Source organism: Streptomyces sp. NPDC101166, from assembly GCF_044768125.1.
Lineage (GTDB): Bacteria > Actinomycetota > Actinomycetes > Streptomycetales > Streptomycetaceae > Streptomyces.
Genome location: NZ_JBIWPF010000039.1, coordinates 1 through 26,459, shown reverse-complemented (window position 1 = coordinate 26,459; position 26,459 = coordinate 1). Strand labels below are relative to the sequence as shown.

Here is a 26,459-nt window from a genome sequence, read left to right as displayed (position 1 = left end):
CTATGAGGCTTCCCGATTGCGCATCGGGCGCAGGGCCGGGCGGGTCGACTTCTCCGTTCCGAGCTGCGCCGCGAGGCCCGCCGGAGTGGGGAAGTTGAACAGGGAGCGGATCTCGACGTCCACATCGAGGGCCGCGCGGACCTGGATGATGAGTTCGGTCGCCAGCAGCGAGTGACCGCCCAGGGCGAAGAAGTCGTCGTCGACGCGAACCGTCTCCAGCCGCAGCACCTGGGCGAATGCCTCGCACAGCGCCCGCTCTTCGCGGGTGGCGGGCTCCCGCCCCTGGCCGGAGGATCCGCCGGCGGTGATGGCGCCGGGTGCGGGCAGGGCCTTGCGGTCGAGCTTGCCGTTGCCGGTCAGCGGCAGGGTGTCCAGGACCACGACCGCGGACGGGACCATGTGCTCCGGCAGTCGCTGACCGACGAACTCCCGCAAGTCGGAGGCGAGTCGGAGCTTCTCCTGGGGCTCCAGATCGTCGGCGACGACGTAGGCGACGAGTCTGCGGTCGCCGGGGGCGTCCTCGCGGGCGATGACGGCTGCCCGGTCGACCAGCGGGTGTCCGGTCAGGACGCCCTGGACCTCGCCGGGCTCGATCCGGTGACCCCGGATCTTCACCTGGTCATCGGCCCGCCCGAGGAAGACCACCTGACCGTCGGCCGTCCACTTGGCCCGGTCGCCCGTCCGGTACATCCGCTGCCCCGACTCGAAGGGGTTCGCCACGAAGCGTTCGGCCGTCAGGGCCTCACGGCCCACATAGCCGCGAGCCAGACCCGCACCGGAGACGTACAGCTCACCGGCGACACCCGGCACGACGGGACGCAGGTGCTGGTCCAGGACGTAGAAGCGGGTGTTGGCGATCGGGGTGCCGACCGGGACCGTCTCGCCCGCGACCTTCTCAGCGGTGAGCCGCGTGGTCGCGACACCGATCGTCGTCTCGGTCGGACCGTAGTGATTGTGCACCTCACGCGCCCCGGCGGCAGCGACCAACTCCCGCAGCCATGCCGGGGACGCGGCCTCACCGCCCAGGACGAGCGACCGCGCCGGCAGCACCCCCTCCATACCGGCCGCCGACAGAGCGGCCAGGTGTGAAGGCACCGCCTTGAAGTGGTCGATGCGGTGCGTGGAGAGGTACGCCGCGACCGCCTGCGGATCAGTGACCGCGCCCTCGTCCAGGATGTGCAGCTCACCACCGTGCGCCAGGCTGGCGAACACCACCGTGTTGCCCAGGTCCGTGGCCTGCGCCTGCAACAGCGCATAGCGCGCACCCTCACCACCGAAACCGAGACGCTCCGGCACCGAGGCGAAGTAGTTGGCGAGCCCGCCATGCGTGACCGCCACACCCTTGGGACGGCCCGTCGAACCCGACGTGTAGATCACATACGCCAGCGACTGCGGGGGAACTAGGCGCTCTGGGCGCTCCGCCGAGGCCGCCGCGAGCTGCATCTCCACGAACGCGTCGTCGAGAGCGACCAGACGCGAACGCCCCGCCGGCAGCTCGTCCAAAATCTCCTCGGTCGTCAGCGCCAACGCCGCCCGACTGTCACGCAGCATGAACGCGATCCGCTCCGTCGGCTGCGCCGGATCGACCGGCAGATAACCCGCACCCGCCTTCCACACACCCAGGATCGCCGCGATCATGTCGACACCACGCGGCAGACACAGACCCACCACCGACTCCGCGCCGATGCCCTGACCGATCAGATAATGCGCGATCCGATTCGCCCGCGCGTCCAGCTCCGCGTACGAGACCTCGACGCCCTCCGCGACGATCGCCGCCGCATCCGGCGTCCGCACCACCTGCCGCTCGAACAGCTCATGCACCGAAACCGGCCGGTCCTCGACCACCGTGTCGTTCCAACCGACCAGCACCCGGCGCCGTTCGTCCTCCGACAGGACCTCGACGGAGCTCAGGCGTCGGCCCGCGTCCCGCGTCAGGGTCTCCAGAAGTGCGGCCCACGCTTCGGCGATCCGGCTCGCCCACTCCGGGTCGAACAGGTCGGTCGCGACCGTCACCGAGCCGCGAAGGCCCGCCGGGGCGCCTTCGGCGTCGTAGGTCTCCCCCACCATCACATCGAGGTCGAACTTCACCGCGCGGGTGCCGGTGGACATGCCCCCGGTCCACGTGACGGGCGCTCCGGCCGTGTTCAGCCCGGACTCCACGGTGTTCTGCTTCGTCAGGACGACCTGGAAGAGGGGGTGACGGGCCATGGAGCGGGCCGGGGCCAGCTCCTCCACCAGCTTCTCGAACGGCACGTCCTGGTGGGCCATCGCCGCCAGACTCCGCTCGCGCACCTGGTGCAGCAGCTCACGCACGGTCGGATCGCCGGACAGATCGGTTCGCAGGACCAGGGTGTTGATGAAGAAGCCGACCAGGTCGTCCAGCGCCTCGTCCGTCCGGCCGGCGTTCGCCGAGCCGATCGGGATGTCGGTGCCCGCGCCCAGCTTGGAGAGCAGGGTGGCCAGGGCGGCCTGCAGCACCATGAACACGGTGACGTCCTCCGCACGGGCCAGTTTCACCAGCTCGGCGTGGACGTGCTGGGGAACGGCGAGCGGGACACTGTGGCCCCGGTGCGAGGCCTCAGCCGGGCGCGGCCGGTCGAAGGGCAGCTCCAGCTCCTCCGGCGAGCCCTTCAACGCCTTGCGCCAGTAGGAGAGTTGGCGACTGATGACGCTGTCGGGGTCGCTCTCGTCGCCGAGCAGCCCGCGTTGCCACAGCGCGTAGTCCGCGTACTGCACCGGCAGCGGCTCCCACGCCGGCGCCTCGCCCTCGACACGGGCCGCGTACGCCGTGGAGAAGTCCCGGGCGAGCGGCGCCAGCGACCAGCCGTCGCTCGCGATGTGGTGGACCACGACCAGCAGGACGCGCTCGTGTCCGGTGTCGAAGAGCGTCGCCCGGATCGGGATCTGCGCCGACAGGTCGAACGCGTGCCCCGAGGCCGCGTCGACGGCGCCGGCGAGGTCCTGCGGGGCGACGGTGCGCACCTCGGCGCGCCAGTCGAGCGTGTCGAGCGGGCGGACGTCCTGGTGGGGCTGGCCGTCGGTCGTCGGATAGACGGTGCGCAGCACCTCGTGGCGGCCGATGACGTCGCGCAGGGCGTCGTTCAGCGCATCCGGGTCGACGTCGTCCGTCGTCGTCACGGCGATCGGGCTGTTGTAGGTGGCCCCCGCACCCTCCAACTGACTGATGAACCAGAGCCGTTGCTGGGCGAACGACAGGGGCACCCGCTGGGGGCGCTGCCCGGCCGTCAGCGCCGGGCGTGCGCCGTCGGCTCCGTCGAGCCGTGCGGCGAGGGCCGAGACGGTCGGGGCGTCGAACAGCACCCGGATGTCGAGGTCCACGCCGAGTACCGCGCGGACCCGGCTGGCCAGGCGCACCGCGAGCAGCGAGTGCCCGCCGAGGGCGAAGAAGTCGTCGTCGACTCCCACTTCTTCCACACCGAGGATCTGCGCGAACACGCCGCACAGGAGTTGTTCGCGCACGCCCTGGGGACCGCGGTCGGCCGGTCCGGCGAGGGTCTGGGCGACGGGGGCGGGCAGGGCTTTGCGGTCCAGCTTGCGGTTGACGGTCAGCGGCAGCGCGTCCAGGGCCATGACGGCCGAGGGGACCATGTAGTCGGGCAGTCGTTCGGCGGCGTGCGCCTGCAGGGAGGCCGTGCGGGACGCCGTCCACGGTGTGGCCTGCGGTGCGGGCACGACGTAGGCGACGAGGCGCTTGTCGCCGGGGGTGTCCTCGCGCACGATCACGGCGGCCTGGCCGACGGCAGGGTGCTCCGAAAGTACGGCGGACACCTCACCTGGTTCGATGCGGAAACCGCGGATCTTCACCTGGTCGTCGGTCCGGCCGGTGAAGACGAGCTGTCCTTGCGCCGTCCACTTGGCGCGGTCGCCGGTGCGGTAGAGCCGGGTGCCGTCGCCGGCCAGGTGGTTGGCGACGAACCGCTCGGCTGTCAGGCCGGGCCGCCCCAGGTAGCCGCGGGCCAGGCCCGCGCCGGTGACGTACAGCTCGCCCGCGACGCCGATCGGGGCCGGCGCCAGGAACTCGTCGAGTACGTACACCCGGGTGTCGAGCACCGGGGTGCCGATGGCGACCTCGTCGGCGTGCGGGTCGCACCGCCACAGGGTGGCGTCGACCGTCGTCTCGGTGGGTCCGTAGGAGTTGAACAGTGTGTGCTCGCGCGCCCAGCGGGCCATCACGTCGGGCGGGCAGGCCTCTCCGGCGATGACGAGGACGGTGTCCGTGCCGATCGAGGTCTCGTCAAGCGTGGCGAGGACCGCGGGCGGCAGTGTGGCGTGGGTGACGCGCTGCTGCGTGAGGTAGGCGGGCAGGGCTTCGCCCAGGCGCCGCTCGGGCGGCACGACGACGAGCGTCGCGCCGGACAGCAGGGCCATGAGCCATTCCCAGCCGAAGGTGTCGAAACCGGCCGAGGCGAACTGGGCGACGCGGGAGCCCGGTCCGACTCCCAGCGAGCGGATGTGGCCCGCGACGAGTGCGGCGACACCGGCGTGCGAGACGAGGACTCCCTTGGGGCGTCCGGTCGAGCCGGAGGTGTAGATGACGTAGGCCGGGTGGGCGGGCAGCGGGGCCGGGCCGGCCGCCTCCTCGGCACATGCCGCGTCGGCTGTGAGGGCGGAGGTCAGCAGGGCCGCGTCGCATGCGGGGCCCGACGCCTTGCCGGCCGTGGCCTCTGACACGAGGACGAGGGCGGGGGCCGTGTCGCCGAGCATGTAGGCGATGCGCTCGGCGGGGTAGTCCGGGTCGAGCGGCATATAGGCGCCGCCTGCCTTGACCACACCGAGCAGGGCCACCATCAGGTCGATGCCGCGGTCCAGGCAGACGGCGACCACGGACTCGGGGCCGACGCCGCGGCCGGCCAGGTAATGGGCCAGTCGCTGGGCGCGTGCGTCGAGCTCGGCGTACGTGATCTCCGCGGCGCCCTCGGACACGGCGACCGCGTCCGGGGTGCGGGCCACGTGTGCCGCGAACAGGTCGCCGATCGAGGCGGGCGCGACGTCGGCGGCCGTGTCGTTCCACTCGACCAGCATCCGGTCCTGCTCGGTCTCGTCGAGGGCGCGGACCGCGCTGAGCCGGGTGCCGGGTTCGGCGGTGAGGACGTCGAGGACCCGGGTCAGGCCGGCGACGACGCGCTCGGCCGTGGCGGGCTCGAACAGCTCGGCCGCCGCGGTGACCTCTCCGTGGACGCCGGCCGGGGCTCCGTCGGCGTCGAAGACCTCACCGAGGATGACGTCCAGGTCGAACTTGGCCTTGGCGGGGCCCGTGGTGAGGGCTTGGACGCCCAGGCCCGGCAGGTCGACGACGGCCTCGGCGGTGTTCTGCAGGGTCAGCATCACCTGGAAGAGGGCGTGCCGTGCCAGGGAGCGGCTGGGCGCGAGTTCCTCGACGAGCCGCTCGAAGGGCACGTCCTGGTGGGCGAAGGCGGCGAGACTGCTCTCCCGTACCCGGGCGAGGACGTCACGGAACGTCGGGTCTCCCGACAGGTCGGTCCGCAGCACCAGGGTGTTCACGAAGGAGCCGACCAGTCCGTCGAGCGCCTCGTCGGTGCGGCCCGCGTTGGGCGAGCCGATGGGGATGTCGGTGCCCGCGCCCAGCTTGGAGAGCAGGATGGCCAGGGCGGCCTGCAGGACCATGAACGTGGTGACGCCCTCGGATCGCGCCACCTGCGCGAGGCGCGTGTGCACCTCGGCGGGGACGTCCACCGGCACGCTGTGGCCGCGGTGGGAGGCCACCGCGGGACGCGTGTGGTCGAAGGGCAGCTCGAGCTCCTCCGGGGAGCCCGCCAACGCCTCGCGCCAGTAGGCGATCTGTCGGCCCATCACACTGTGGTGGTCGCGTTCGTCGCCGAGCAGTTCGCGCTGCCACAGCGCGTAGTCCGCGTACTGCACCGGCAGCGGCTGCCACACGGGGGCCCGGCCCGCGCAGCGAGCCGCGTAGGCGAGGGACACGTCGCGGGCCAGCGGCCCGGTGGACCAGCCGTCGGTGGCGATGTGGTGCACCACCACGACCAGGACATGCTCCTCGGGTGTCAGCTCGAACAGGGCGGCGCGGATGGGCACCTCGGCCGCCAGGTCGAAGACGTGTTCGGCCACCTCGGCGACCGCGCCGGCGAGTTCGGCGGGTCGCACCGTGTGCACGGACGGCTCCCAGACCAGGTCGTCCAGCTCGACGATCCGCTGGTAGGGCTCGCCGTCGGCGACGGGGAAGCGGGTGCGCAGCACCTCGTGCCGGCCGATCACGTCCCGCAGCGCGGTGATCAGGGCCGGTCGGTCGAGCCGACCGGTGAGCCGCAGCCCCATGGGGATGTTGTAGGTGGCGCCGGGCCCTTCGAGCTGGCCGATGAACCACAGTCGGCGCTGTGCGAAGGACAGCGGGGTGCGTGCGGGGCGGGTCACGGGCGCCAGTGCGGCCCGGGCCGTCCGAGCGCCGCCGAGGCGCAGCGCGAGTGCGGCGACGGTCGGGGCCTCGAACAGGGTGCGCAGGGGCACCTCGACGCCGAGGACGGTACGGATGCGGCTGATGAGCCGGACCGCGAGCAGCGAGTGACCGCCGATGGCGAAGAAGTCGTCGTCGACGCCGACCGAGGGCCGCTCCAGCACCTGGGCGAAGATCCCGGCGAGGATCTCCTCGTGCAGGCCTGCTGGGCCTCTTCCGCGGCCCGCGCCGTCGCCGTAGTCGGGCGTGGGCAGGGCTCTGTGGTCGAGCTTGCCGTTCGCGGTCAGGGGCAGGTCGTCCAGGGCCACGATCGCGGACGGGACCATGTAGGAGGACAGGCGTTCGGCCGCGTACTCGGCGACCCGGTCCGTGAGGTGCTCCTGTGCGGCGTGAGCGGCCGCGACGACGTACACGACGATCCGCTTGTCGCCCGGGGTGTCCTCGCGTACGACGACGGCCGCGCGGTCGACGTCCGGATGCGCGACGGCGACGGAGCGGATCTCGCCGAGTTCGATGCGGAAGCCGCGGATCTTGACCTGCTCGTCCGCACGGCCCAGGTACTCGATCCGGCCGTCGCCGTTCCAGCGGACCAGGTCGCCGGTGCGGTAGAGGCGCTCGCCCGTGGTGGAGAAGGGGTCGGCGACGAAGCGTTCGCCGGTCTGCGCCGGACGTCCCAGATAGCCGCGGGCCAGGCCGGGCCCGGCCACGTACAGCTCGCCGGTGGCGCCCACCGGGACCGGTGAGAGGGAGCCGTCCAGAACGTAGGCGCGGGTGTTGGCGAGGGGGGCGCCGATGGACACGTGGGCGGCGTCCGGCTCGCAGCGCCAGTAGGTCGCGTCGACGGTGGTCTCCGTCGGGCCGTAGGTGTTGAACAGGGTGCGGCCGCGCGCCCAGCGTTCGACCAGGTCCGGGGTGCAGGCCTCCCCGCCCACTTCGAGGACCACGTCCGGGGAGATCGCCCCGTCCTCCAGGCCCGCGAGCACGGCGGGCGGCAGGCTGGCATGGGTGATGCGCTGTTGGGCGAGGAAGTCCGTCAGTTCCTTGCCGAGTCTGCGCTGCGCCGGCACGGGCACGAGGGCCGCGCCGGTGGTGAGCGCCAGGGCCCACTCCAGGCAGAAGACGTCGAAGCTCACCGACGCGAACTGCGCCACGCGTGAGCCGGGGCCGGGGCCGAAGCGGTCCGTGGCGGCCGCGAGGGTGTTCGCGAATCCGGCGTGGGTGAGCACCACGCCCTTGGGGCGGCCGGTGGAGCCCGAGGTGTAGATGACGTAGGCGGGGTGCTCGTCGCGCAGGGCGACGTCGGGCGCCTCGGCCGGCTGCCGGTCGAGGGCGGCGCGGGTCGGATCGTCGTCGATGACGATGACGGCGGCGTCCGTGCCGGCGACCTTGCCCCGGGTGCCGGTGGTGGCGAGGACTGCCATCGGCCGGGCGTCGCCCAGGATGTACGCGATGCGCTCGGCGGGGTAGTCGAGGTCGATCGGAAGGTAGGCGCCGCCGGCCTTGAGGACGGCGAGCACCGCCGTCATCAGCTCGGGTCCGCGTTCCAGGAACAGCGCCACCGCGGACTCGGGCCCGACGCCCTGAGCGGTGAGGTGGTGCGCGAGCCGGTTGGCTCGGGCGTCCAGTTCGCCGTAGGTGAGTTCCTCCGATTCCGTGACGATCGCCACCGCGTCGGGGGTGCGGGCGGCGTGTTCGGCGAACAGGTCGACGACCGGTGCCGCCGCCCTCCGGGCCGTGGTGGTGCTCCAGTCCTGAAGGATCTTGGTCAGCTCAGCCTCCTCCAGCACCTGCACGGAGCCCAGGAGCGCTTCCTCGCCCTGTTCGAGGGCCGTTTCGAGGGCTGCCACGAGGTTGCGGGTGGCTGTCTCGGTCAGGCCGCCGACCATTCGCGGGTCCACCGGGGCGACCGCGTCCACGGCCAGGGTGATGCTCTCGCCGTGGTCGTCGACCGACAGTGCGAGCGGGAAGTTGTCCCGTTCACGTGCGAACCGCAGTGTGATGCCGTCGAGTTCGCGTCGGGCGGCCCGTCCGCCGGTCAGGTCGGTGTGGTGGCGGTAGTTGAACAGGGCGGTGAACAGGGGGGTGTTGCCGGTGATGCCGCTGGCGTGCTGGGCCACGACGAGGGGGGCGTGCTCGTGTTCGAGGAGTTCGGCGAGTTGGCCGCGCATCGCGGTAACGGCCGTGAGCACGCCGAGTCCGTCGGTGCGGACGCGGACGGGGAGGGTGTTCATGTAGGGGCCGGGGACCTGGTCGGCGCCTTCGCCGGCGTTCATCCGGCCGAACAGGACGGTGCCGAAGACGACGTCGTCGCGGCCGCTGACCGCGGCGAGGACACGGGACCAGGCGACGTGCATGACCGTGGCCGGGCTGGCGCCCAGACGCCGGGAGACCTCCCGCAGCCGCACCGTCAGCTCCGCGTCGAAGGGGACGACTTCGCGTACCGCCGCCGCGCCGTCGCCGCGCACGTCGGCGACGCCGAAAGGCGCGGTGGGTTCGGTGACGTCGCCGAGCAGGCCGGCGAAGTACCGTTCGTGCTCGGAGCGTGCGACGGCGCCGCGGGTCTGGGCGACGAAGTTGCGGAAGGGCAGCGGCCGCGCCAGCTCCCGGCCGCGGCCAGCGAGGATCGCCTGCACCTCGCGGAAGACGATCTCCAGGGCGGTGTGGTCGCGCACCACGTGGTGCGCCCGCAGCAGTCCCAGCCAGCGGCCGCTGCCGGGGATCCGGGCGGCGTGCATGCGGATCAGCGGGGCCTGGGTGAGGTCCATGCGCAGACCGCCGGCGGCCAGGAGCTGCTCGGTCGGGTCGCCGCCCTCGGGGTCGAGGGTGACGTCGGTGACGGGCAGGGTGGCGTGGCGCCAGACGACCTGGACGGGCTCACGCAGCCCCTCCCACACGATGGAGGTGCGGTAGATGTCATGGCGGTCCACGACCTGCCGCAGCGCGTCCGCGAAGGCGTCGAGCCGGTCGCGGGCATCGAACTCGAGCACGGTCGGCATGACGTAGGCGTCGTCCCCGCCGTCAGCGAGGAGATGATGGAAGAGCAGGCCCTCCTGGAGCGGGGCCAGCGGATAGACGTCCGCGATGTTCGCCGCACCGCCGTCGACCGTGGCGACGACGGCGGCCAGTTCGTCGGCCGTCAGGTCGACCAACGGCAACATCCCGGGGGTGAGGGCCGTGGCATCCGCCGGGATCAGGTTGGCCGGGACAACCACCTGTTCGGCGCCCACCGCCAGGGCGAGGGCGGCCGGGGTCGGAGCCTGGAAGAAGGCTCGCACCGAGACGTTGACGCCCTGCTTGCGCAGCAGCGCCACGAGGCGGATGGCGAGCAGTGACTGGCCGCCGAGGTGGAAGAAGTCCTCGTCCACGCCGACGCTCTCCAGGCCCAGGACCTCGGCGAACGCGGCGCACAGGATCTCTTCGCGGGCGTTGGACGGACCACGCGCCACCCGGGCCGCCGCATGCTCCGGGGCGGGCAGGGCCTTGAGGTCGAGCTTGCCGTTCGCGGTCAACGGCAGCGCCTCGACCGTGACCACCGCCGAGGGGACCATGTACTCCGGAAGACTGCGCGCGACGAACTCCCCGACGGGAACAGCCGGTTCGCCGGTGCTCACCACGTACGCGACGAGCCTGCGGTCGCCGGGGACGTCCTCACGCACGACCACCGCCGCCTGCGCGACCTGCGGATGCGCGACGACAGCGGCCCGGACCTCGCCCAGCTCGACCCGGAAACCACGGACCTTGACCTGATCGTCGGTACGGCCCAGGAACACCAACCGGCCCTCGGCCGTCCACTTCACCCGGTCACCCGAGCGGTACATGCGCCCACCAGCAGAGGAGAAGGGCGACGCCACGAAACGCTCAGCGGTCAGGGCCGGACGGTTGACGTAGGCGCGAGCGAGCCCAGCGCCTGAGACGTACAACTCGCCGGGGACACCGACGGGGACGGGGCGCAGAGTCTCGTCGAGGACGAAGACGCGGGCGTTGGGGACAGGGGTGCCGACCACGACGTCGGCCGACGAGGACAGGCGGGCGATCGCGGTGTCGACGGTCGCCTCGGTCGGGCCGTAGAAGTTGAAGCCCTCCACGCCCTCCACCGCACGCAGCCTCTGCCACAAGTCGCCCGGCACAGCCTCACCGCCCACGCCCACACGCGACGGTCGGTACTCCCCCTCCAACAACCCCTCCTCCAGAAGGACTTGCAGGTAGGAAGGTGTGATCTCGGTGAAGTCGATCCGCGACGCGCGCATCCACGCGACCAGACGCCCCGCGTCCAGCCACGTCTCGGCGTCCGCCACATGCAGCTCATGACCCGAGAACAGAGCCGCCAGCTGATTCCACGACGCATCGAACGACACAGACGTCGTCAAAGCGACCCTCAGCCGCCCCCCGGCCCCCCCGAACACCGTCCGGCCGTGACCCTCACACAGACTCACCACACCCCGATGCGTGACCACCACACCCTTGGGACGCCCCGTCGAACCCGACGTGTAGATCACATAGGCAGGATGCTCCGGCCGCACCTCCACACCCAGCGGACCGTCCTCACAGCCCGCCCACTCCACCTCGTCCAGCACCACGGTGACCGCGTCCGACTGCGGCACCACCGCGGCCGTACCCCTTGACGCCAGCACCACCACCGGCGCCGCGTCCGCCAGCATGTAATCGATCCGCTCAGCCGGATAGGCGGGATCGATCGGCAGATACGCGCCGCCCGCCTTCAGAACCGCGAGGAGAGCGACGATCAGATCGGCCCCCCGCTCCAGACAGACACCGACCAACGACTCCGGACCCACGCCCCGCGACACGAGGAACCGCGCCAAACGGTCCGCCCGAACATCCAACTCGGCATACGACAGCGACACCCCACCCGCCACCACAGCGGTCGCCTCCGGCGTCCGCGCCACCTGCGCCGCGAACAACTCCGGCAGAGAGGCGGCCCCCACCGGAACGGACGTGTCGTTCCACCCCGCCAACAGCCCGCGATCAGCCCCGTCGAACACCTCGATCTCACTCAACCGGGACTGCGGGGCCGTCACCAACAGCTCGATCGCCCGCACCCAGCGGGCCACGAGCCGCTCGGCCGTCCCCACGTCGAAGAGATCGGCGGACGCGACCACCGAACCACGCAGACCCGCCGGGGCGCCTTGAGCGTCGAACACCTCCGAGACCGAGGCGTCCAGGTCGAACTTGGCGCTCGAAGCGCCGGCCGGGAGCCCGGCGGCGCGCACTCCCGGCAGGTCGAGGACGGCCTCGCCGGTGTTCTGGACCTTCAGCATCACCTGGAACAAAGGGTGCCGGGACAGCGAACGCGTCGGCGCCAGCTCCTCGACGAGCTTCTCGAACGGCACGTCCTGGTGGGCGAAGGCGGTCAGGCTCGTCTCGCGGACCCGGCCGAGCACCTCGCGGAAGGTCGGGTCGCCGGTCAGGTCGGTGCGGATGACCAGGGTGTTGATGAAGAAACCGACCAGGTCGTCCAGAGCCTCGTCCGTACGGCCCGCGTTCGCCGAGCCGATCGGGATGTCCGTGCCCGCGCCGAGGCGCGAGAGGAGCATCGCGAGCGCGGCCTGCAGGACCATGAAGGGCGTCACGCCCTCGGCGCGCGCCACCTCGACGAGACGGGCGTGGACCGGTGCCGGCACGACCAGGGGGACGTTGTGGCCCAGGTGCGAGGGTTCGGCGGGCCGCACGCGGTCGGCCGGCAGCCGCAGTTCCTGCGGTGCGCCCTCCAGCTGCGTACGCCAGTAGGCGACCTGATGGTAAATCAGACTCTCGGTGTCGCCCTCCTCGCCGAGGAGTTCGCGCTGCCAGAGCGCGTAGTCCGCGTACTGGACCGGCAGCGGCTCCCATGCGGGGGCCTCGCCCGCGCGGCGCGCGGTGTAGGCGACGGACAGGTCCCGCGCGAGGGGCTCCATCGACCAGCCGTCGCCCGCGATGTGGTGCACAGCGAGGACGAGCACATGCTCTTCGGGTCCCGTCCCGAACAGCCAGGCGCGGACGGGCACTTCGACGGCCAGGTCGAAGGGGCGGGCCAATGCGTCGGCGACTGCCCGGTCCAGGTCCTCAGGGGCCACCTCCGCCACGGTCGGGCCCCAGTCGAGGTCTGCCGGGTCCAGGATCCGCTGGTACGGCTCGCCGTCGGCGGCCTCGAACACGGTCCGCAGCACCTCATGACGCCCGATCACATCGCACAGGGCCGCGCCCAGCGCCTGTCGGTCGAGCGCGCCCGAAAGCCGAAGGGCCACCGGAATGGTGTACGTGGCGCCCGGGCCGTCCAACTGGCCGACGAACCACAGCCGGCGCTGGGCGAAGGAAAGCGGGACCCGCTGTGGACGGGGCTCCGGCGCGAGCGCGGTGCGAGCGACGCCGGCGCTGTCGAGCCCGGCCGCGAGGCGCGCCGGTGTGGGTCCGTCGAACAGCGTCCGCAGCGTGACTTCCGCGCCGAGCACCTTGCGCACCCGGCTGATCAGCCGGGTGGCGAGGAGCGAGTGGCCGCCGAGGGCGAAGAAGTCGTCGTCGACCCCGACCCGTTCCAGACCGAGCACATCGGCGAAGACCCCGCACAGCAGTTCCTCGCGGAGCGTGGCGGGCCTCCGGCCGCCGCCGGCGGCGTAGTCGGGCGCGGGCAGAGCTGCGCGGTCCAGCTTGCCGCTGGGCGACAGGGGCAGGGCGTCCAGGACCACGACCGCCGCGGGCACCATGTGCTCGGGCAGCCGCTCCGCGATGAACTCCCTCACGCTGTCCGCCACTTCGGCGCTCTTGCCCTTCGGCAAGACGTAGGCGACCAGGCGCCGGTCCCCGGGAGCGTCCTCGCGGGCGACGACCGCCGCCTGCGCGATGTCCGGGTGTGCGGCGGCCACGGCTTCGACCTCGCCGGGCTCGATGCGGTACCCCCGGATCTTCACCTGGTCGTCGGCGCGGCCGAGATATTCGAAGCTCCCGTGCGCGTCCTGGCGCACCAGGTCTGAGGTGCGGTACATCCGCTGCCCCGGTTCGAAGGGTGAGGCGACGAACCGTTCGGCGGTCAGACCGGCCCGTCCCGCATAGCCGCGCGCCAGGCCGGCGCCCGAAACGTACAGCTCTCCGGCGACACCTGGGGGAACGGGGGCGAGGCGGCTGTCGAGGACGTAGGCGCGCGTGTTGGGCAGGGGCCGGCCGATCAGCGGGCGCTCGCCTCGGGTGGTGTCATGGCACAGCACGTGCACCGTGGCCTCGGTGGGGCCGTAGAAGTTGAGGCCCAGTGTTCCCTGAGCCGCGCGCAGCCGATCCCACAGCGCGGCGCCGACGGCGTCACCGCCGAGAAGCAGTGCGCGGGGCCGGTGCCCGTCCGCGTCGAGGAGCCCCTCGTCGAGGAGTTGTCCGGCCTGGGCGGGGGTGAGCGCCATCAGGTCGATGCGATGGTCTTCGGCGTAGCGGGCCAGTGCCGCGCTGTCGCGCCGCACGTCGTCGGGGACGATGTCCAGCTCGTGCCCCGCGACCATCCAGAGCAGCAGTTCCCAGGAAGCGTCGAAGGACAGGGAGTACGTCAGCGCGACCCGCATCCGGGGACCCGAGCGGGCGATGTCCCCGGCGCGCTGGAACGCGCCCAGGTTGGACAGTCCGCGGTGTGGGACGACGACGCCCTTGGGGCGACCGGTCGAGCCGGAGGTGTAGATGACGTACGCCGACTGCTCGGGGCGGATCGTCACGTCGAGCGGGCCGTCGTCGAGGCCGTCGCACGCGGCGTCGTCCACGATGGTCACGGGAGTGTCCGTGGTGGGCAGCACGCCGGCCGTGCCGGTGTCGGCGAGCAGCACGACGGGTGCCGCGTCCTGGACCATGTACGCGATGCGGTCGGCCGGGTAGCCGGGGTCGACGGGCAGATGGACGGCACCGGCCTTGAGGACGGCGAGCAGGGCCACGACGGGGCCCGCGCCGCGTTCCAGGCAGACGCCGACGACGGACTCGGGTGTGACGCCGCTGCGCACGAGCAGACGCGCCAGCCGGTTGGCGCGTGCGTCCAGCTCGGCGAAGGTGAGGCTGACCCCGTCGGCGGTGAGGGCGACCGCTTCGGGTGTGCGGGCGGCTTGGGCCGCGAACAGCTCGGGCACCGTGGTGGGCGCCACCTCGACCGCGGTGTCGTTCCACTCGGTCAGCAGTCGGTGCTTGCGGTCCTCGTCCAGGACGCCGATCGCGCTGAGCGGCGGGTCCTCGGAGCCTTCGACGGCGGCGGCCAGTGCGTCGAGGAGGTGGCGCACGGCGGTCTCGAGGAGCGCGGCCACCTCGTGCGGATCGATTTCGGTGTGCGCGTCGACGGCCAGGGACAGGCGCTCGCCGTCGTCGTCGACGGACACGGCCAGCGGGTAGTTGGACCGCTCCCGGGCGAAGAGGGTGCGGATCCCGTCGACGGCGGCGCCCTGACCGGTGGTGGCGCGGCGGTAGTTGAACAGGGAGCTGAACAGGGGTGTGTCGCTGGTGGTGCCGGCGGCCCGCTGGGCTGCGGCGAGCGGTGCGTGCTCGTGCTCCAGCAGTTCGGCGAGCTGCTCGCGCAGCGCGGACAGCGAGGCCAGGGCCCCGAGTTCGCCGGTGCGGACCCGCACGGGAAGCATGTTGATGTACGGCCCCGGCGCCGGCCGAGTGCCGTGGGCGGCGCTGAGGCGGCCGGACAGGACGGTGCCGAAGACCACGTCGTCGCGGCCGCTGACGGCGGCGAGGACCCTGGCCCAGGCGAGGTGAAGGATGGTCGCCGGGCCCGTGCCGAGCTTGCGCGACAGGTGGCGCAGGCGGCCGGTGAGCTCCGGCGCCAGGTCGCTGCGGGCCCGCGAGGACGCGGAGCCGTCGCCGCGTACGTCCGTCAGTCCGTAGGGCGCGGTGGGTTCGGTGACGTCGCCGAGCAGCTCGGTGAAGTAGCGCTCGTGCTCGGCGCGTGCGGGGCCGGACCTGATCCGTGCCACGAACTCGCGGAAGGGCGCGGGCTCGGGCAGGTCGGCGCCGCGCCCGTCGAGGAAGGCCCGCACTTCGTTCAGTACGGTCTGGAGGGCCTCGTGATCCTGCACCATGTGGTGGGCGCGGATCAGGGCGAGCGGGCGGTCGTGCGCCGGGCCGTCGGCGATGGTCAGGTCGAACAGCGGGGCCCGGGTCAGGTCCGTCGTGGTGCCGGCCGCGGCGAGCAACTGCCGCACCGCGTCGTCCGGCGCTGTTTCGAGGGTGATCTCGGTGATCGGCAGGGTGGTGTCGCGCCACACGACCTGGACCGGTTCGCGCAGCCCCTCCCACACGAAGGCGGTGCGCAGGATGTCGTGGCGCGCGAACACCTGGCGCAGGGCGCCCGTGAACGCGTCGAGCAGGGCACGCGAGTCGAACTCCAGCACGGTGTGCTGGAGGTAGGCGTCCTGGCCGCCGTCGGCGAGCAGGTGGTGGAAGAGCAGGCCTTCCTGGAGGGGGGTCAGCGGGTAGACGTCGGCGATGTTCGCGGCGCCGCCGTCCACGGAGGCGGCCACCGTGGCGAGTTCGTCGGCGGTCAAGTCGACCAGCGGCAGCATCTCGGGGGTGACCGCGGTCGCGTCGGCCAGGATCGAGTCGGCCGGGATGTCGGCCCGGAGGGCGGCCTCCGCGGCGGCGAGTCCGGCCGGGGTCGGGTTCTGGAACAGGGCGCGCACCGCGAGGTCGGCGCCCAGGGCGGTACGGGCCCGGCCCATGAGTTCGACGGCGAGCAGCGAGTGACCGCCGAGGGCGAAGAAGTCGTCGTCGGGCCCGACCTGTTCCAGGCCGAGTACGTCGGCGAAGATCGCGCACAGGAGTTCCTCGCGCGGACCGGCCGGGCCCCTGCCCGCGGCCGCGGTGTACGCGGGCGCCGGCAGGGCCTTGCGGTCGAGCTTGCCGTTGGCGGTCAGCGGCAGCGCGTCCAGCACCAGAACCGCAGCTGGCACCATGTAACCCGGTAGGCTCGCGCCCACGTGGGCCCGTAGCTCTGCGGCATCCACTCCCTCCTCTCCACTCGCGGGGATCGCGTAGGCCACGAGCCGGGCGTCGCCCGGGGTGTCCTCGCGGACGACGACCGCGGCGCGGGCGACACGGGCGTGGCGTTCGAGGACGGCCTCGACCTCGCCCGTCTCGATCCGGAAGCCGCGGATCTTGACCTGGCCGTCGGTGCGGCCCAGGCATTCGAGTACGCCGCCCGGCCGCAGCCGGGCCAGGTCCCCGGTGCGGTACAGGCGCTGCCCGGCGGCGAAGGGCGAGGCGACGAACCGCTCGGCGGTCAGGGCGGCCCGGCCGAGGTAGCCGCGCGCCAGCTGGTCACCGGCGAGGTAGAGCTCTCCCGTGGTGCCGGGTGCGACGGGCCGCAGCCGTTCGTCGAGGACGTAGGCACGGGTGTTGGCGAAGGGACGGCCGATGACGACGGGCCCGGCGCCGACCTCGGCGGCGGTGGCCCAGATGGTGGCCTCGGTGGGTCCGTACAGGTTCACGGCCCGGATGCCGAGGGCGAGCAGCCGTGCGGCGAGTTCCTCGGCCAGTGCCTCGCCGCCGACGAGGGCACGCGCCGAGGCGGGCCATTCGCCGGCCTCGACCAGCGCCCGCCACAAGGACGGTACGGCTTGCAGGGCGGTGGCCCCGCTGGTGCGCACCAGGTGCAGCAGTGCCTTCGGGTCGCGGGCGGTGTCGCGGTCGGCCAGGACGACGGCGGCGCCGTTGACCAGCGGCAGGAACAGTTCGAGGGCCGCGATGTCGAAGGACACGGTCGTCACGGCCACCAGGCGGTCGTGCGCGGTGAGCGGGACGTGCTCGGCGACGGCGTGCAGATGGTTGACGAGGGCGCGGTGGTCGACGACCACGCCCTTGGGGCGTCCGGTGGAGCCCGAGGTGTGGATGACGTAGGCGGGATGCCGGGGCAGCAGGGCCGCGCGCCCGGGGAGCGGTTCGGTGCGGGGGCCGGCGGGTGCGGTGAGCAGGGCCGGGTCGTCGACCGTCACCGCGGGGGCCTCGGCGAGCGCGGCGGCATCGGCGCAGCCGGTGGTGGTCAGTACGCACACGGGGCGGGCGTCGTCCAGCATGTGGGCGATGCGCTCGTGCGGGTAGTCGGGGTCGATGGGCAGATAGGCGCCACCCGCCTTGCCCACCGCGAGCAGTGCGGCGACCAGGTCCGCGCCGCGCTCCATCAGCACGGCCACGACCGACTCGGGGCCGACGCCGCACCGGTCCAGCAGGCGCGCGAACTGCTCGGCGCGTGCGTCGAGTTCGGCGTACGTGAGGCTCTGCTCGCCGTCGATCAGCGCGATCGCGTCCGGGGTGCGGGCCGCCTGTGCCTCGAACAGGTCGGGCAGGGTGGCGTCGGGTGTGTCGGCCGTCGTGTCGTTCCACTCGTGCAGGACCTGGTGCAGTTCGGCCTGGTCGAGGAGGCGCAGGTCGCCGACGCGGGTCTGCGGGGCGTCGGCGAGGACCTCGACGGCGCGGGTGAAGCGGCGGGTGATCGTACGGACGGTCTCGGGGTCGAACAGGTCGGCGGCCGCGATCACGGTTCCGTGCAGGCCGGCGGGTGCGCCCTGCTCGTCGAACGTCTCGCCGAGGGTGAACTCCAGGTCGAACTTCGCCGAGGAGTCGCCGACGGGCACCGACTCGGTCCGGATGCCGGGCAGTCGCAGCGCGGCGGCGCCGGTGTTCTGCAGCATGAGCATGACCTGGAACAGCGGGTGCCGGGCCAGGGAGCGGGTGGGGGCGAGCTCTTCGACCAGCTTCTCGAAGGGGACGTCCTGGTGCTCGCGTGCCGCCAGGCTCGTCTCCTGCACGCGGGCGAGGAGTTCACGGAAGGTCGGGTCGCCGGACAGGTCCGTGCGCAGCACGAGGGTGCTGACGAAAAAGCCGATCAGGTCGTCGAGTGCTTCGTCGCCGCGGCCGGCGTCGACGGAGCCGATCGGGACGTCGGTTCCGGCGCCGAGCCGGTGCAGCGTGACGGCGAGGGCCGCCTGCAGCACGGTGAACAGGGTGACGCCCTCGGCGAGCGCGAGCTGCGTCAGGCGTGCGTGCAGTGGGGCCGGCAGGGTGAAGGGGATGGTGTGGCCCGTGTGGCCGAGCACGACCGGTCGCCTGCGGTCATAGGGAAGTTCGAGTTCCTCAGGCACCTCGGCCAGCGTCTTGCGCCAGTAGGCGCTCTGACGGGAGAACAGGCTCTCGGGATCGTCCTGGTCGCCGAGCAGCTCGCGCTGCCACAGGGCGTAGTCCGCGTACTGCACCGGCAGCGGCGTCCACTCCGGCGTCTCGCCGGCGCTCCGTGCCGCGTAGGCCGTGGACAGGTCGCGGGCCAGCGGGCCCATGGACCAGCCGTCGCTCGCGATGTGGTGGACGACCAGGACGAGCACGTGCTCGTCGGGCGCGGTGGACAGCAGCCGTGCTTTGAGGGGTATCTCGGAGCTCAGGTCGAAGGCGTGGCCGACGACCTCGGCGATCTCCCGGTCGAGTGCGGCGGGGTCGGCGGGGTCGATGGCTCGCGAGTCCATGCGCCAGTCCGGCTGGGCGGCCGGCAGGACGCGCTGGCAGGGCTCGCCGGCCGCGATGCCGTAGACGGTGCGCAGGATTTCGTGCCGCCCGATCACGTCTCGCAGGGCCGCCTGGAGCGCTTCCGGGTCCACGGGGCCGCGGAGCCGCTGGGCGACCCGGATGTTGTAGACCGCGCTCGGGCCTTCCAGCTGGGAGATCAGCCACAGCCGACGCTGCGCGAAAGACAACGGGATCATCAGGACTCCTCCTGGTTACGCATCGGCCGCAGCGCGGGCCTAGCAGAGCTCACATTTCCAAGCTGTCGTTCGAGGGCGGACACGGTCCGCGCCTTGAGGAGCACCCGCAGGGACACCTCGACGCCGAGCGCCGTGCGCAGACGGCCGGCGAGGCGGGCGGCGAGCAGGGAGTGCCCGCCGAGGGCGAAGAAGTCGTCGTCGACGCCGACCCGTTCCACACCGAGTACGTCGGCGAACGCGGCGCACAGGGCCTTTTCCCGCTCGGTGACCGGAGCCCGGCCGGTGCCCGCGGTGGGGCCTTCGTCGGGCAGGGCCTCGCGATCGATCTTGCCGTTGGGTGTCAGCGGCAGGGCGTCAAGCAGGACGAGGGCGGAGGGCACCATGTGTTCGGGCAGCCGTTGCCGGGCGAACCGGTGCAGCTCTTCGACGAGTTCGGGGCCGGCTGTGCCGGCCGGGACGGCGTAGCCGACCAGCCGCTTGCCTCCGGAGGTGTCCTCGCGGACCGCCACGGCCGCCTGGGCGACCTCGGGGTGGGCGGCCAGGGCGGCCTGGACCTCGCCCGGTTCGATACGGAAGCCGCGGATCTTCACCTGGTCGTCGACACGGCTGGCGAAGACGAGCCGGCCCTCGGCCGTCCAGCGCACCCGGTCGCCCGTGCGGTAGAGCCGCGCACCCGCCTTGTCGAAGGGCGAGGCGACGAATCGCTGCGCGGTCAGGGCGGGGCGGCCCACGTAGGCACGGGCGAGTGAGGGGCCCGCGATGTACAGCTCGCCGTCGACGCCGACCGGCACCGGGTTGAGGCTGCCGTCGAGCACGTACACCCGGGAGTTGGTGATCGGGGTGCCGATGGGGGGCACGCCGTCGTCGGAGCCCAGCGGGTCGGACATCGTCGCACACACGGTGGTCTCGGTCGGCCCGTAGGCGTTCACGAAGCGGCGGCCGCGCGACCAGCGGGCGACGAGTTCGCCGCCGAGCGCCTCGCCAGCGGAGACCAGGGTGGTGACGGGGGCGAGGTCCTCGGGTTCGAGTACGGACAGCACGGCGGGCGGCATGGTGGCGTGGGTGACGCCGTGGCGTTCGACGAGGCCGACGAGTCCGCCGCCCGGCAGCAGGGTCTCCGCGGGGGCGACCACGAGGCGGGCGCCGGAGCACAGAGCCATGACCAGTTCCCAGGTCGCCGCGTCGAAGCCGGGCGAGGCGAACTGCAGGACGCGGCTGTCGGCGTCGACCTCGAAGCGTTCGATCTGCGCCGCCACCAGGCTGGCCACGCCTTCGTGGGTGACGACCACGCCCTTGGGGCGTCCCGTCGAACCCGAGGTGAAGATCATGTACGCGGGGTGGGCGGGCCGCAATCCCGTTCCGGTCACCGGTGTGGCGTCGAGCGCGTCGATCTGCGCCGCGAGCGGCCCCTCGTCGAGGACGAGGACGGGTACGCCGGTGCCGGCCGGGACGGCGGGCGCGCACAGGGACGAGGCGAGCACGGCCGTCGCGCCCGACTCCGCCAGCATGAACGCGATGCGTTCCGCCGGGTAGGCGGGGTCGACGGGCAGGTAGGCGCCGCCGGCCTTGAGCACGCCGAGGAGGGTGACGATCAGGTCGATGCCGCGTTCGCGTACGACGGCGACCACGGACTCGTGGCCCACGCCACGCCCCGTCAGGAACCGGGCGAGACGGTTCGCCCGCGCGTCCAGTTCGGCGTAGGTGAGTTCGGCGTCGTCCGCCGCGACGGCGATCGCGTCCGGGGCGAGGCGCACGCGGGCCGCGAACAGTTCGGGCACCGTGGCGGGCGGCACGTCGGCCTCCGTCGCGTTCCACTCGGCGAGCACTTGGCGCCGCGTTGCGCCGTCGAGGACCTGCACTGTGCCCAGCGGCCGGTCGGGCGCGCCGTCGAGGGCCTTTTCGGCGGCGTCCACCAGGGCGTCCAGGGTGGTGTGCACCAGGGTGACGACCGTGTGCGGGTCGACGGGGGCGACGGCGTCGACGATCAGCTCCAGTCTGTCCTGGGCGTCGTCGACGAGCAGCGAGAGCGGGTAGTTGGTGCGTTCGCGGGTGAACAGGAGCCGGACGCCCGGCAGGGAGGCGTTCCAGCGCTCGTCGAGGTCCTCGCCCATGCTGCGCCGGTAGTTGAGGCAGGCGGTGAAGAGCGGGGCGTCGCCGTCCAGGCCGGCCGCCTGCTGGGCCACGGTCAGGGGGGCGTGCTCGTGTTCCATGAGGCGGGCGAGCTGACCGCGCATGGCGGTGATCGCGCCGAGAGTGCCGGACCGGTCGGTGCGGACGCGTACGGGAAGGGTGTTGATGAACGGGCCGGGCACCCGGTCGGCTCCCGCGCCGGCGTTCATCCGGCCGAACAGGACGGTGCCGAAAACGACGTCCTCGCGGCCGCTGACGGCGGCGAGCACCCGGGCCCAGGCGATGTGCAGCACGGTCGCCGTGCTGACCCCGGCACGCCGCGCCACTTCGCGAAGCCTCATGGTCAGCTCGGGACCCGCCTCGACACGGGCCCGGCTCAGGGTGGCTCCGTCGCCGTGCGCGTCCGCCAGTCCATAGGGGGTGGTGGGTTCGGTGACGTCGCCGAGGAGCTCGCCGAAGTAGCGCTCGTGCTCCGCGCGTTCGACTCCCCCACGTGCCTGGGCGACGAAGGTGCGGAACGGCAGCGGCTTCGGCAGGGTGTCGCCTCGCCCGGCGAGGAACGCCGTCACCTCCTCCAGGAGCACTTCGAGGGCGGTGCCGTCGCGGACCATGTGGTGGGCCCGGATCAGCGCGAGCCAGCGCTCGGGCCGGACGGTGCCGGGCACGGCCGCGAGGTGCAGGTCGAGCAGCGGGGCCGTGCCGAGGTCCATGCGCGCGCCGCCCGCCTTGACGAGGTCGGCGACGGGGTCGGTGGTGCCGGGGTCGAGTACGACGTCCGTGACGGACAGTTCGGCGTGCCGCCGTACCACCTGCACCGGCTCGCGCAGCCCTTCCCAGACGTATGAGGTGCGGTAGATGTCGTGCCGGTCGACGACCTGCTGCAGGGCGTCGGTGAACGCGTCGAGCCGTGCCCGGGAGTCGAACTCCAGGACCGCGGGCATCACGTACGCGTCGTCCCCGCCGTCGGCGAGGAGGTGGTGGAAGAGCAGCCCCTCCTGGAGCGGGGCGAGCGGGTAGATGTCCGCGATGCCGGCAGCGCCGCCGTCCACGGTGGCGACGACCGCCGCCAGTTCGTCCTCGGTCAGGTCGACCAGAGGGAGCATCTCGGGCGTGATGGCGGTCGCGCCGACGGGGATCAGGTTGTCGGGTACGGCGACCTGCGGCGTACCGGAGGTGGCCGCGAGGCTCGCCGCGGTCGGGTGGTCGAACAGGGCGCGTACGGAGACGGGGACTCCGCGTGCGCGCAGCATCTCGATGAGGCGGACCGCCACCAGCGAATGGCCGCCGAGTTCGAAGAAGTCGTCGTCGACTCCGACGTGGTCCAGGCCGAGGACTTCGGCGAAAGCCGCGCAGAGGATCTCCTCGCGGATGTCGGCCGGCGCGCGGCCCGCGCCGGCGGTGGCCGCGAAGTCGGGTGCGGGCAGGGCCTTGCGGTCCAGCTTGCCGTTGCCGGTCAGCGGCAGCGCGTCCAGGACCACGACCGCCGACGGGACCATGTGCTCCGGCAGCCGCTGTCCGGCGAAATGGCGTATTACAGAGGCGAGTTCAGTTCCCGGCTCGTGTTGGTCGACGGGGACGACGTAGGCGACGAGTCTGCGGTCGCCGGGGGCGTCCTCGCGGGCGATGACGGCTGCCCGGTCGACCAGCGGATGTCTGGTCAGCACGCCCTGGACCTCGCCGGGCTCGACACGGAAGCCGCGGATCTTCACCTGGTCGTCCGCCCTTCCGAGGAAGACCACCTGACCGTCGGCCGTCCACTTGGCCCGGTCACCCGTCCGGTACATCCGCTGCCCCGCCTCGAAGGGATTCGCCACGAAGCGTTCGGCCGTCAGTGCCTCACGGCCCACATAGCCGCGAGCCAGACCCGCACCGGAGACGTACAGGTCCGCGACCACGCCGACCGGGACCGGCTGAAGGCAGGAGTCGAGCAGGTAGAAACGGGTGTTGGCGATCGGGGTGCCGACCGGGACCGTCTCGCCCGCGACCTTCTCAGCGGTGAGCCGCGTGGTCGCGACACCGATCGTCGTCTCCGTGGGGCCGTAGTGATTGTGCACCTCACGCGCCCCGGCGGCAGCGACCAACTCCCGCAGCCATGCCGGGGACGCGGCCTCACCACCCAGGACGAGCGACCGCGCCGGCAGCACCCCCTCCATACCCGCCGCCGACAGAGCGGCCAGGTGAGAGGGCACCGCTTTGAAGTGGTCGATGCGGTGCGTGGAGAGGTACGCCGCGACCGCCTGCGGATCGGTGACCGCGCCCTCGTCCAGGATGTGCAGCTCACCGCCGCTCGCCAGGCTGGCGAACACCACCGTGTTGCCCAGGTCCGTCGCCTGCGCCTGCAACAACGCATAGCGCGCACCCTCACCACCGAAGCCCAGACGCTCCGGCACCGAGGCGAAGTAGTTGGCGAGACCCCCGTGCGTGACCGCCACACCCTTGGGCCGGCCCGTCGAACCCGACGTGTAGATCACATACGCCAGCGACAGCGGGAGGACGAGGTGTTCAGGGCGTTCCGTCGAGGCCGCCGCGAGCTGCATCTCCACGAACGCGTCGTCGAGGGCGACCAGACGCGAACGCCCCGCCGGCAGCTCGTCCAGGATCTCCTCGGTCGTCAGCGCCAGCGCCGCCCGACTGTCACGCAGCATGAACGCGATCCGCTCCGTCGGCTGCGCCGGGTCCACCGGCAGATAACCCGCCCCCGCCTTCCACACACCCAGGATCGCCGCGATCATGTCGACGCCACGCGGCAGACACAGACCCACCACCGACTCGACGCCGATGCCCTGACCGATCAGATAATGCGCGATCCGATTCGCCCGCGCGTCCAGCTCCGCGTACGAGACCTCGACGCCCTCCGCGACGATCGCCGCCGCATCCGGCGTCCGCACCACCTGCCGCTCGAACAGCTCATGCACCGAAACCGACCGGTCCTCGGCCACCGTGTCGTTCCAACCGACCAGCACCCGGCGCCGTTCGTCCTCCGACAGGACCTCGATCGACGCGAGCGGCACCTCGGGGCCGCCGTCGAGGGTGGTCTCCAGGGCGGAAAGCAGCCGGTCCGTGGCGGTGCGGACGAGCACGCCGACCGCGTAGGAGTCGATGGGGGCGACGGAGTCGACCGCCACCTCGGTCCGGTCGCCGTAGTCGTCGACCAGGATGACCAGGGGGTAGTTGGTGCGCTCCCGGACCGAGAGCAGCCGCACCCCTTCCATGCCCTCGTCCACGGCCCGGCCGTTGTTGCGCCGGTAGTTGAGGAAGGAGGTGAACAGGGGGGTGTCGCCGGTGACCCCGCTGGCGCGCTGGGCCACGACCAGGGGTGCGTGCTCGTGTTCGAGGAGTTCGGCGAGCTGTCCGCGCAGGGCGGACAGCGCCTCCAGCACTCCGAGCTCTCCGGTGCGGGCGCGGACCGGAAGGGTGTTCATGAAGGGGCCGGCCACCCGGTCGGCTCCCGCGCCGGCGTTCAGCCGGCCGTAGAGCACCGTGCCGAAGACGACGTCCTCGCGGCCGCTGACGGCGGCGAGCACCCGGGCCCAGGCGACGTGCAGGACGGTCGCCGTGCTGATGCCCATGCGCTGGGCGACGGTGCGCAGCCTGTGGTCCAGCTCCGGTGCGAACGGGACGACTTCGTGGACGGTGTCGGCTCCGTCGCCGCGCGCGTCCGTCACCCCGTAGGGGGCGGTGGGTTCGGTGACGTCGCCGAGGAGGTCGGTGAAGTAGCGTTCGTGGTCGGCGCGTTCGACTCCATCGCGCACCTGGGCGACAAAGGTGCGGAAGGGCAGCGGCTCGGGCAGTTCGTCGCCGCGCCCGGCGAGGATCGCCTCGACCTCGTCGAGGACGATCTGCAGCGCGGTGTGGTCGCGGACCGTGTGATGCATCCGTACGAGGACCAGATGACGGTCGCCGGCGGGGTCGGCGGCGACATGGGCGCCCAGGAGCGGCGCACTGCCGAGATCCATGGTGCCGCCGCCGGCGGCCAGGAGCGCGGTCACCGGGTCGGCGGCGCACTGGTCGAGGTCGACCTCCTCGACGGGCAGGGTGGCGTGGCGCCAGACGACCTGGACCGGCTCGCGCAGCCCCTCCCAGGCGAACGAGGTGCGGTAGATGTCGTGCCGGTTCACCACCTGCTGGAGGGCGTCGGTGAAGGCATCCGCCCGGTCGCGCGAGTCGAGCTCCAGGACGGCACGCATGACGTAGGCGTCCTCGCCGCCGTCGGCGAGGATGTGGTGGAAGAGCAGGCCTTCCTGGAGCGGGGCCAGCGGGTAGACGTCGGCGACGTTCGCCGCGCCTCCGTGCACGGAGGCGACGATCCGGTCCACCTCCTCGACCGTGAGGTCGACCAGGGGCAGCATCCCGGGCGTGATCTCGGTCGCTCCGGCCGGGATCAGGTTGTCGGGGACCTCCACCTGCCGGGCGCCGTCCGAGGCGGCCAGGCCCTCGGCCGTCGGCGTGTCGAACAGGGCGCGTACCGACACCGTGACGCCTTGTCCGCGCAAGATTTCGATGAGGCGGACGGCGAGCAGGGAGTGGCCGCCCAGGCGGAAGAAGTCGTCGTCCACGCTCACGCGGTCAAGTCCCAGGACTTCGGCGAACGCGGCGCACAGAATCTCCTCGCGCACGGTGGCCGGGCCGCGGCCCGCACCCGCGATCGCCGTGTAGTCCGGAGCCGGCAGGGCCTTGCGGTCCAGCTTGCCGTTCACAGTGAGCGGCAGTTCGTCCAGCACGACCACGAACGACGGCACCATCGCCGCGGGCAGCCGTGCGGCTGCGAACTCCGTTGTGGTGGAGATCAGTTCGTCCTTCGACACACCGTGGTTCGCTACGACGTAGGCGACGAGGCGGGTGTCTCCGGGGATGTCCTCACGGGCGATCACCGCCGCCCTCGCCACCTGCGGATGCCCGGCCACCACGGCCTGCACCTCACCCGGCTCGACCCGCACCCCACGGATCTTCACCTGCTCATCCGCCCGGCCCAGATACTCCAGCTGCCCTCCCGCGGACCAGCGCACCACATCACCGGTGCGATACATCCGCTCCCCGGCCCGAAACGGATCGGCCACGAACCGCTCAGCCGTCAGCCCAGCCCGCCCGCAATACCCACGCGCCAGCTGCACACCCGCCAGATACAACTCCCCCGCCACACCCACCGGAACCGGACCCAACGACCCGTCCAGCACATA

The 26,459-nt window shown here is 72.4% G+C and carries 2 protein-coding genes; both read right to left on the bottom strand.

The window, feature by feature from the left end:
* A complete protein-coding gene (locus tag ACIRS4_RS35500; RefSeq protein ID WP_404203945.1) occupies positions 1 to 19,152 on the bottom strand; it encodes a non-ribosomal peptide synthase/polyketide synthase in 19,152 nt (6,383 codons plus the stop codon).
* Positions 19,152 to 26,456 (bottom strand): amino acid adenylation domain-containing protein, encoded by a 7,305-nt coding sequence (locus ACIRS4_RS35495; protein ID WP_404203949.1) that lies wholly within the window; start codon positions 26,454 to 26,456, stop codon positions 19,152 to 19,154. Before ACIRS4_RS35495 ends, ACIRS4_RS35500 begins: the two co-directional genes overlap by 1 nt.
* Between the last annotated feature and the right edge of the window lie 3 nt (positions 26,457 to 26,459).

Coding starts and splice junctions, on each gene's coding strand:
- ACIRS4_RS35500 (WP_404203945.1), bottom strand. CDS start 19,152: ATGATCCCGTTGTCTTTCGCGCAGCGTCGGCTGTGGCTGATCTCCCAG.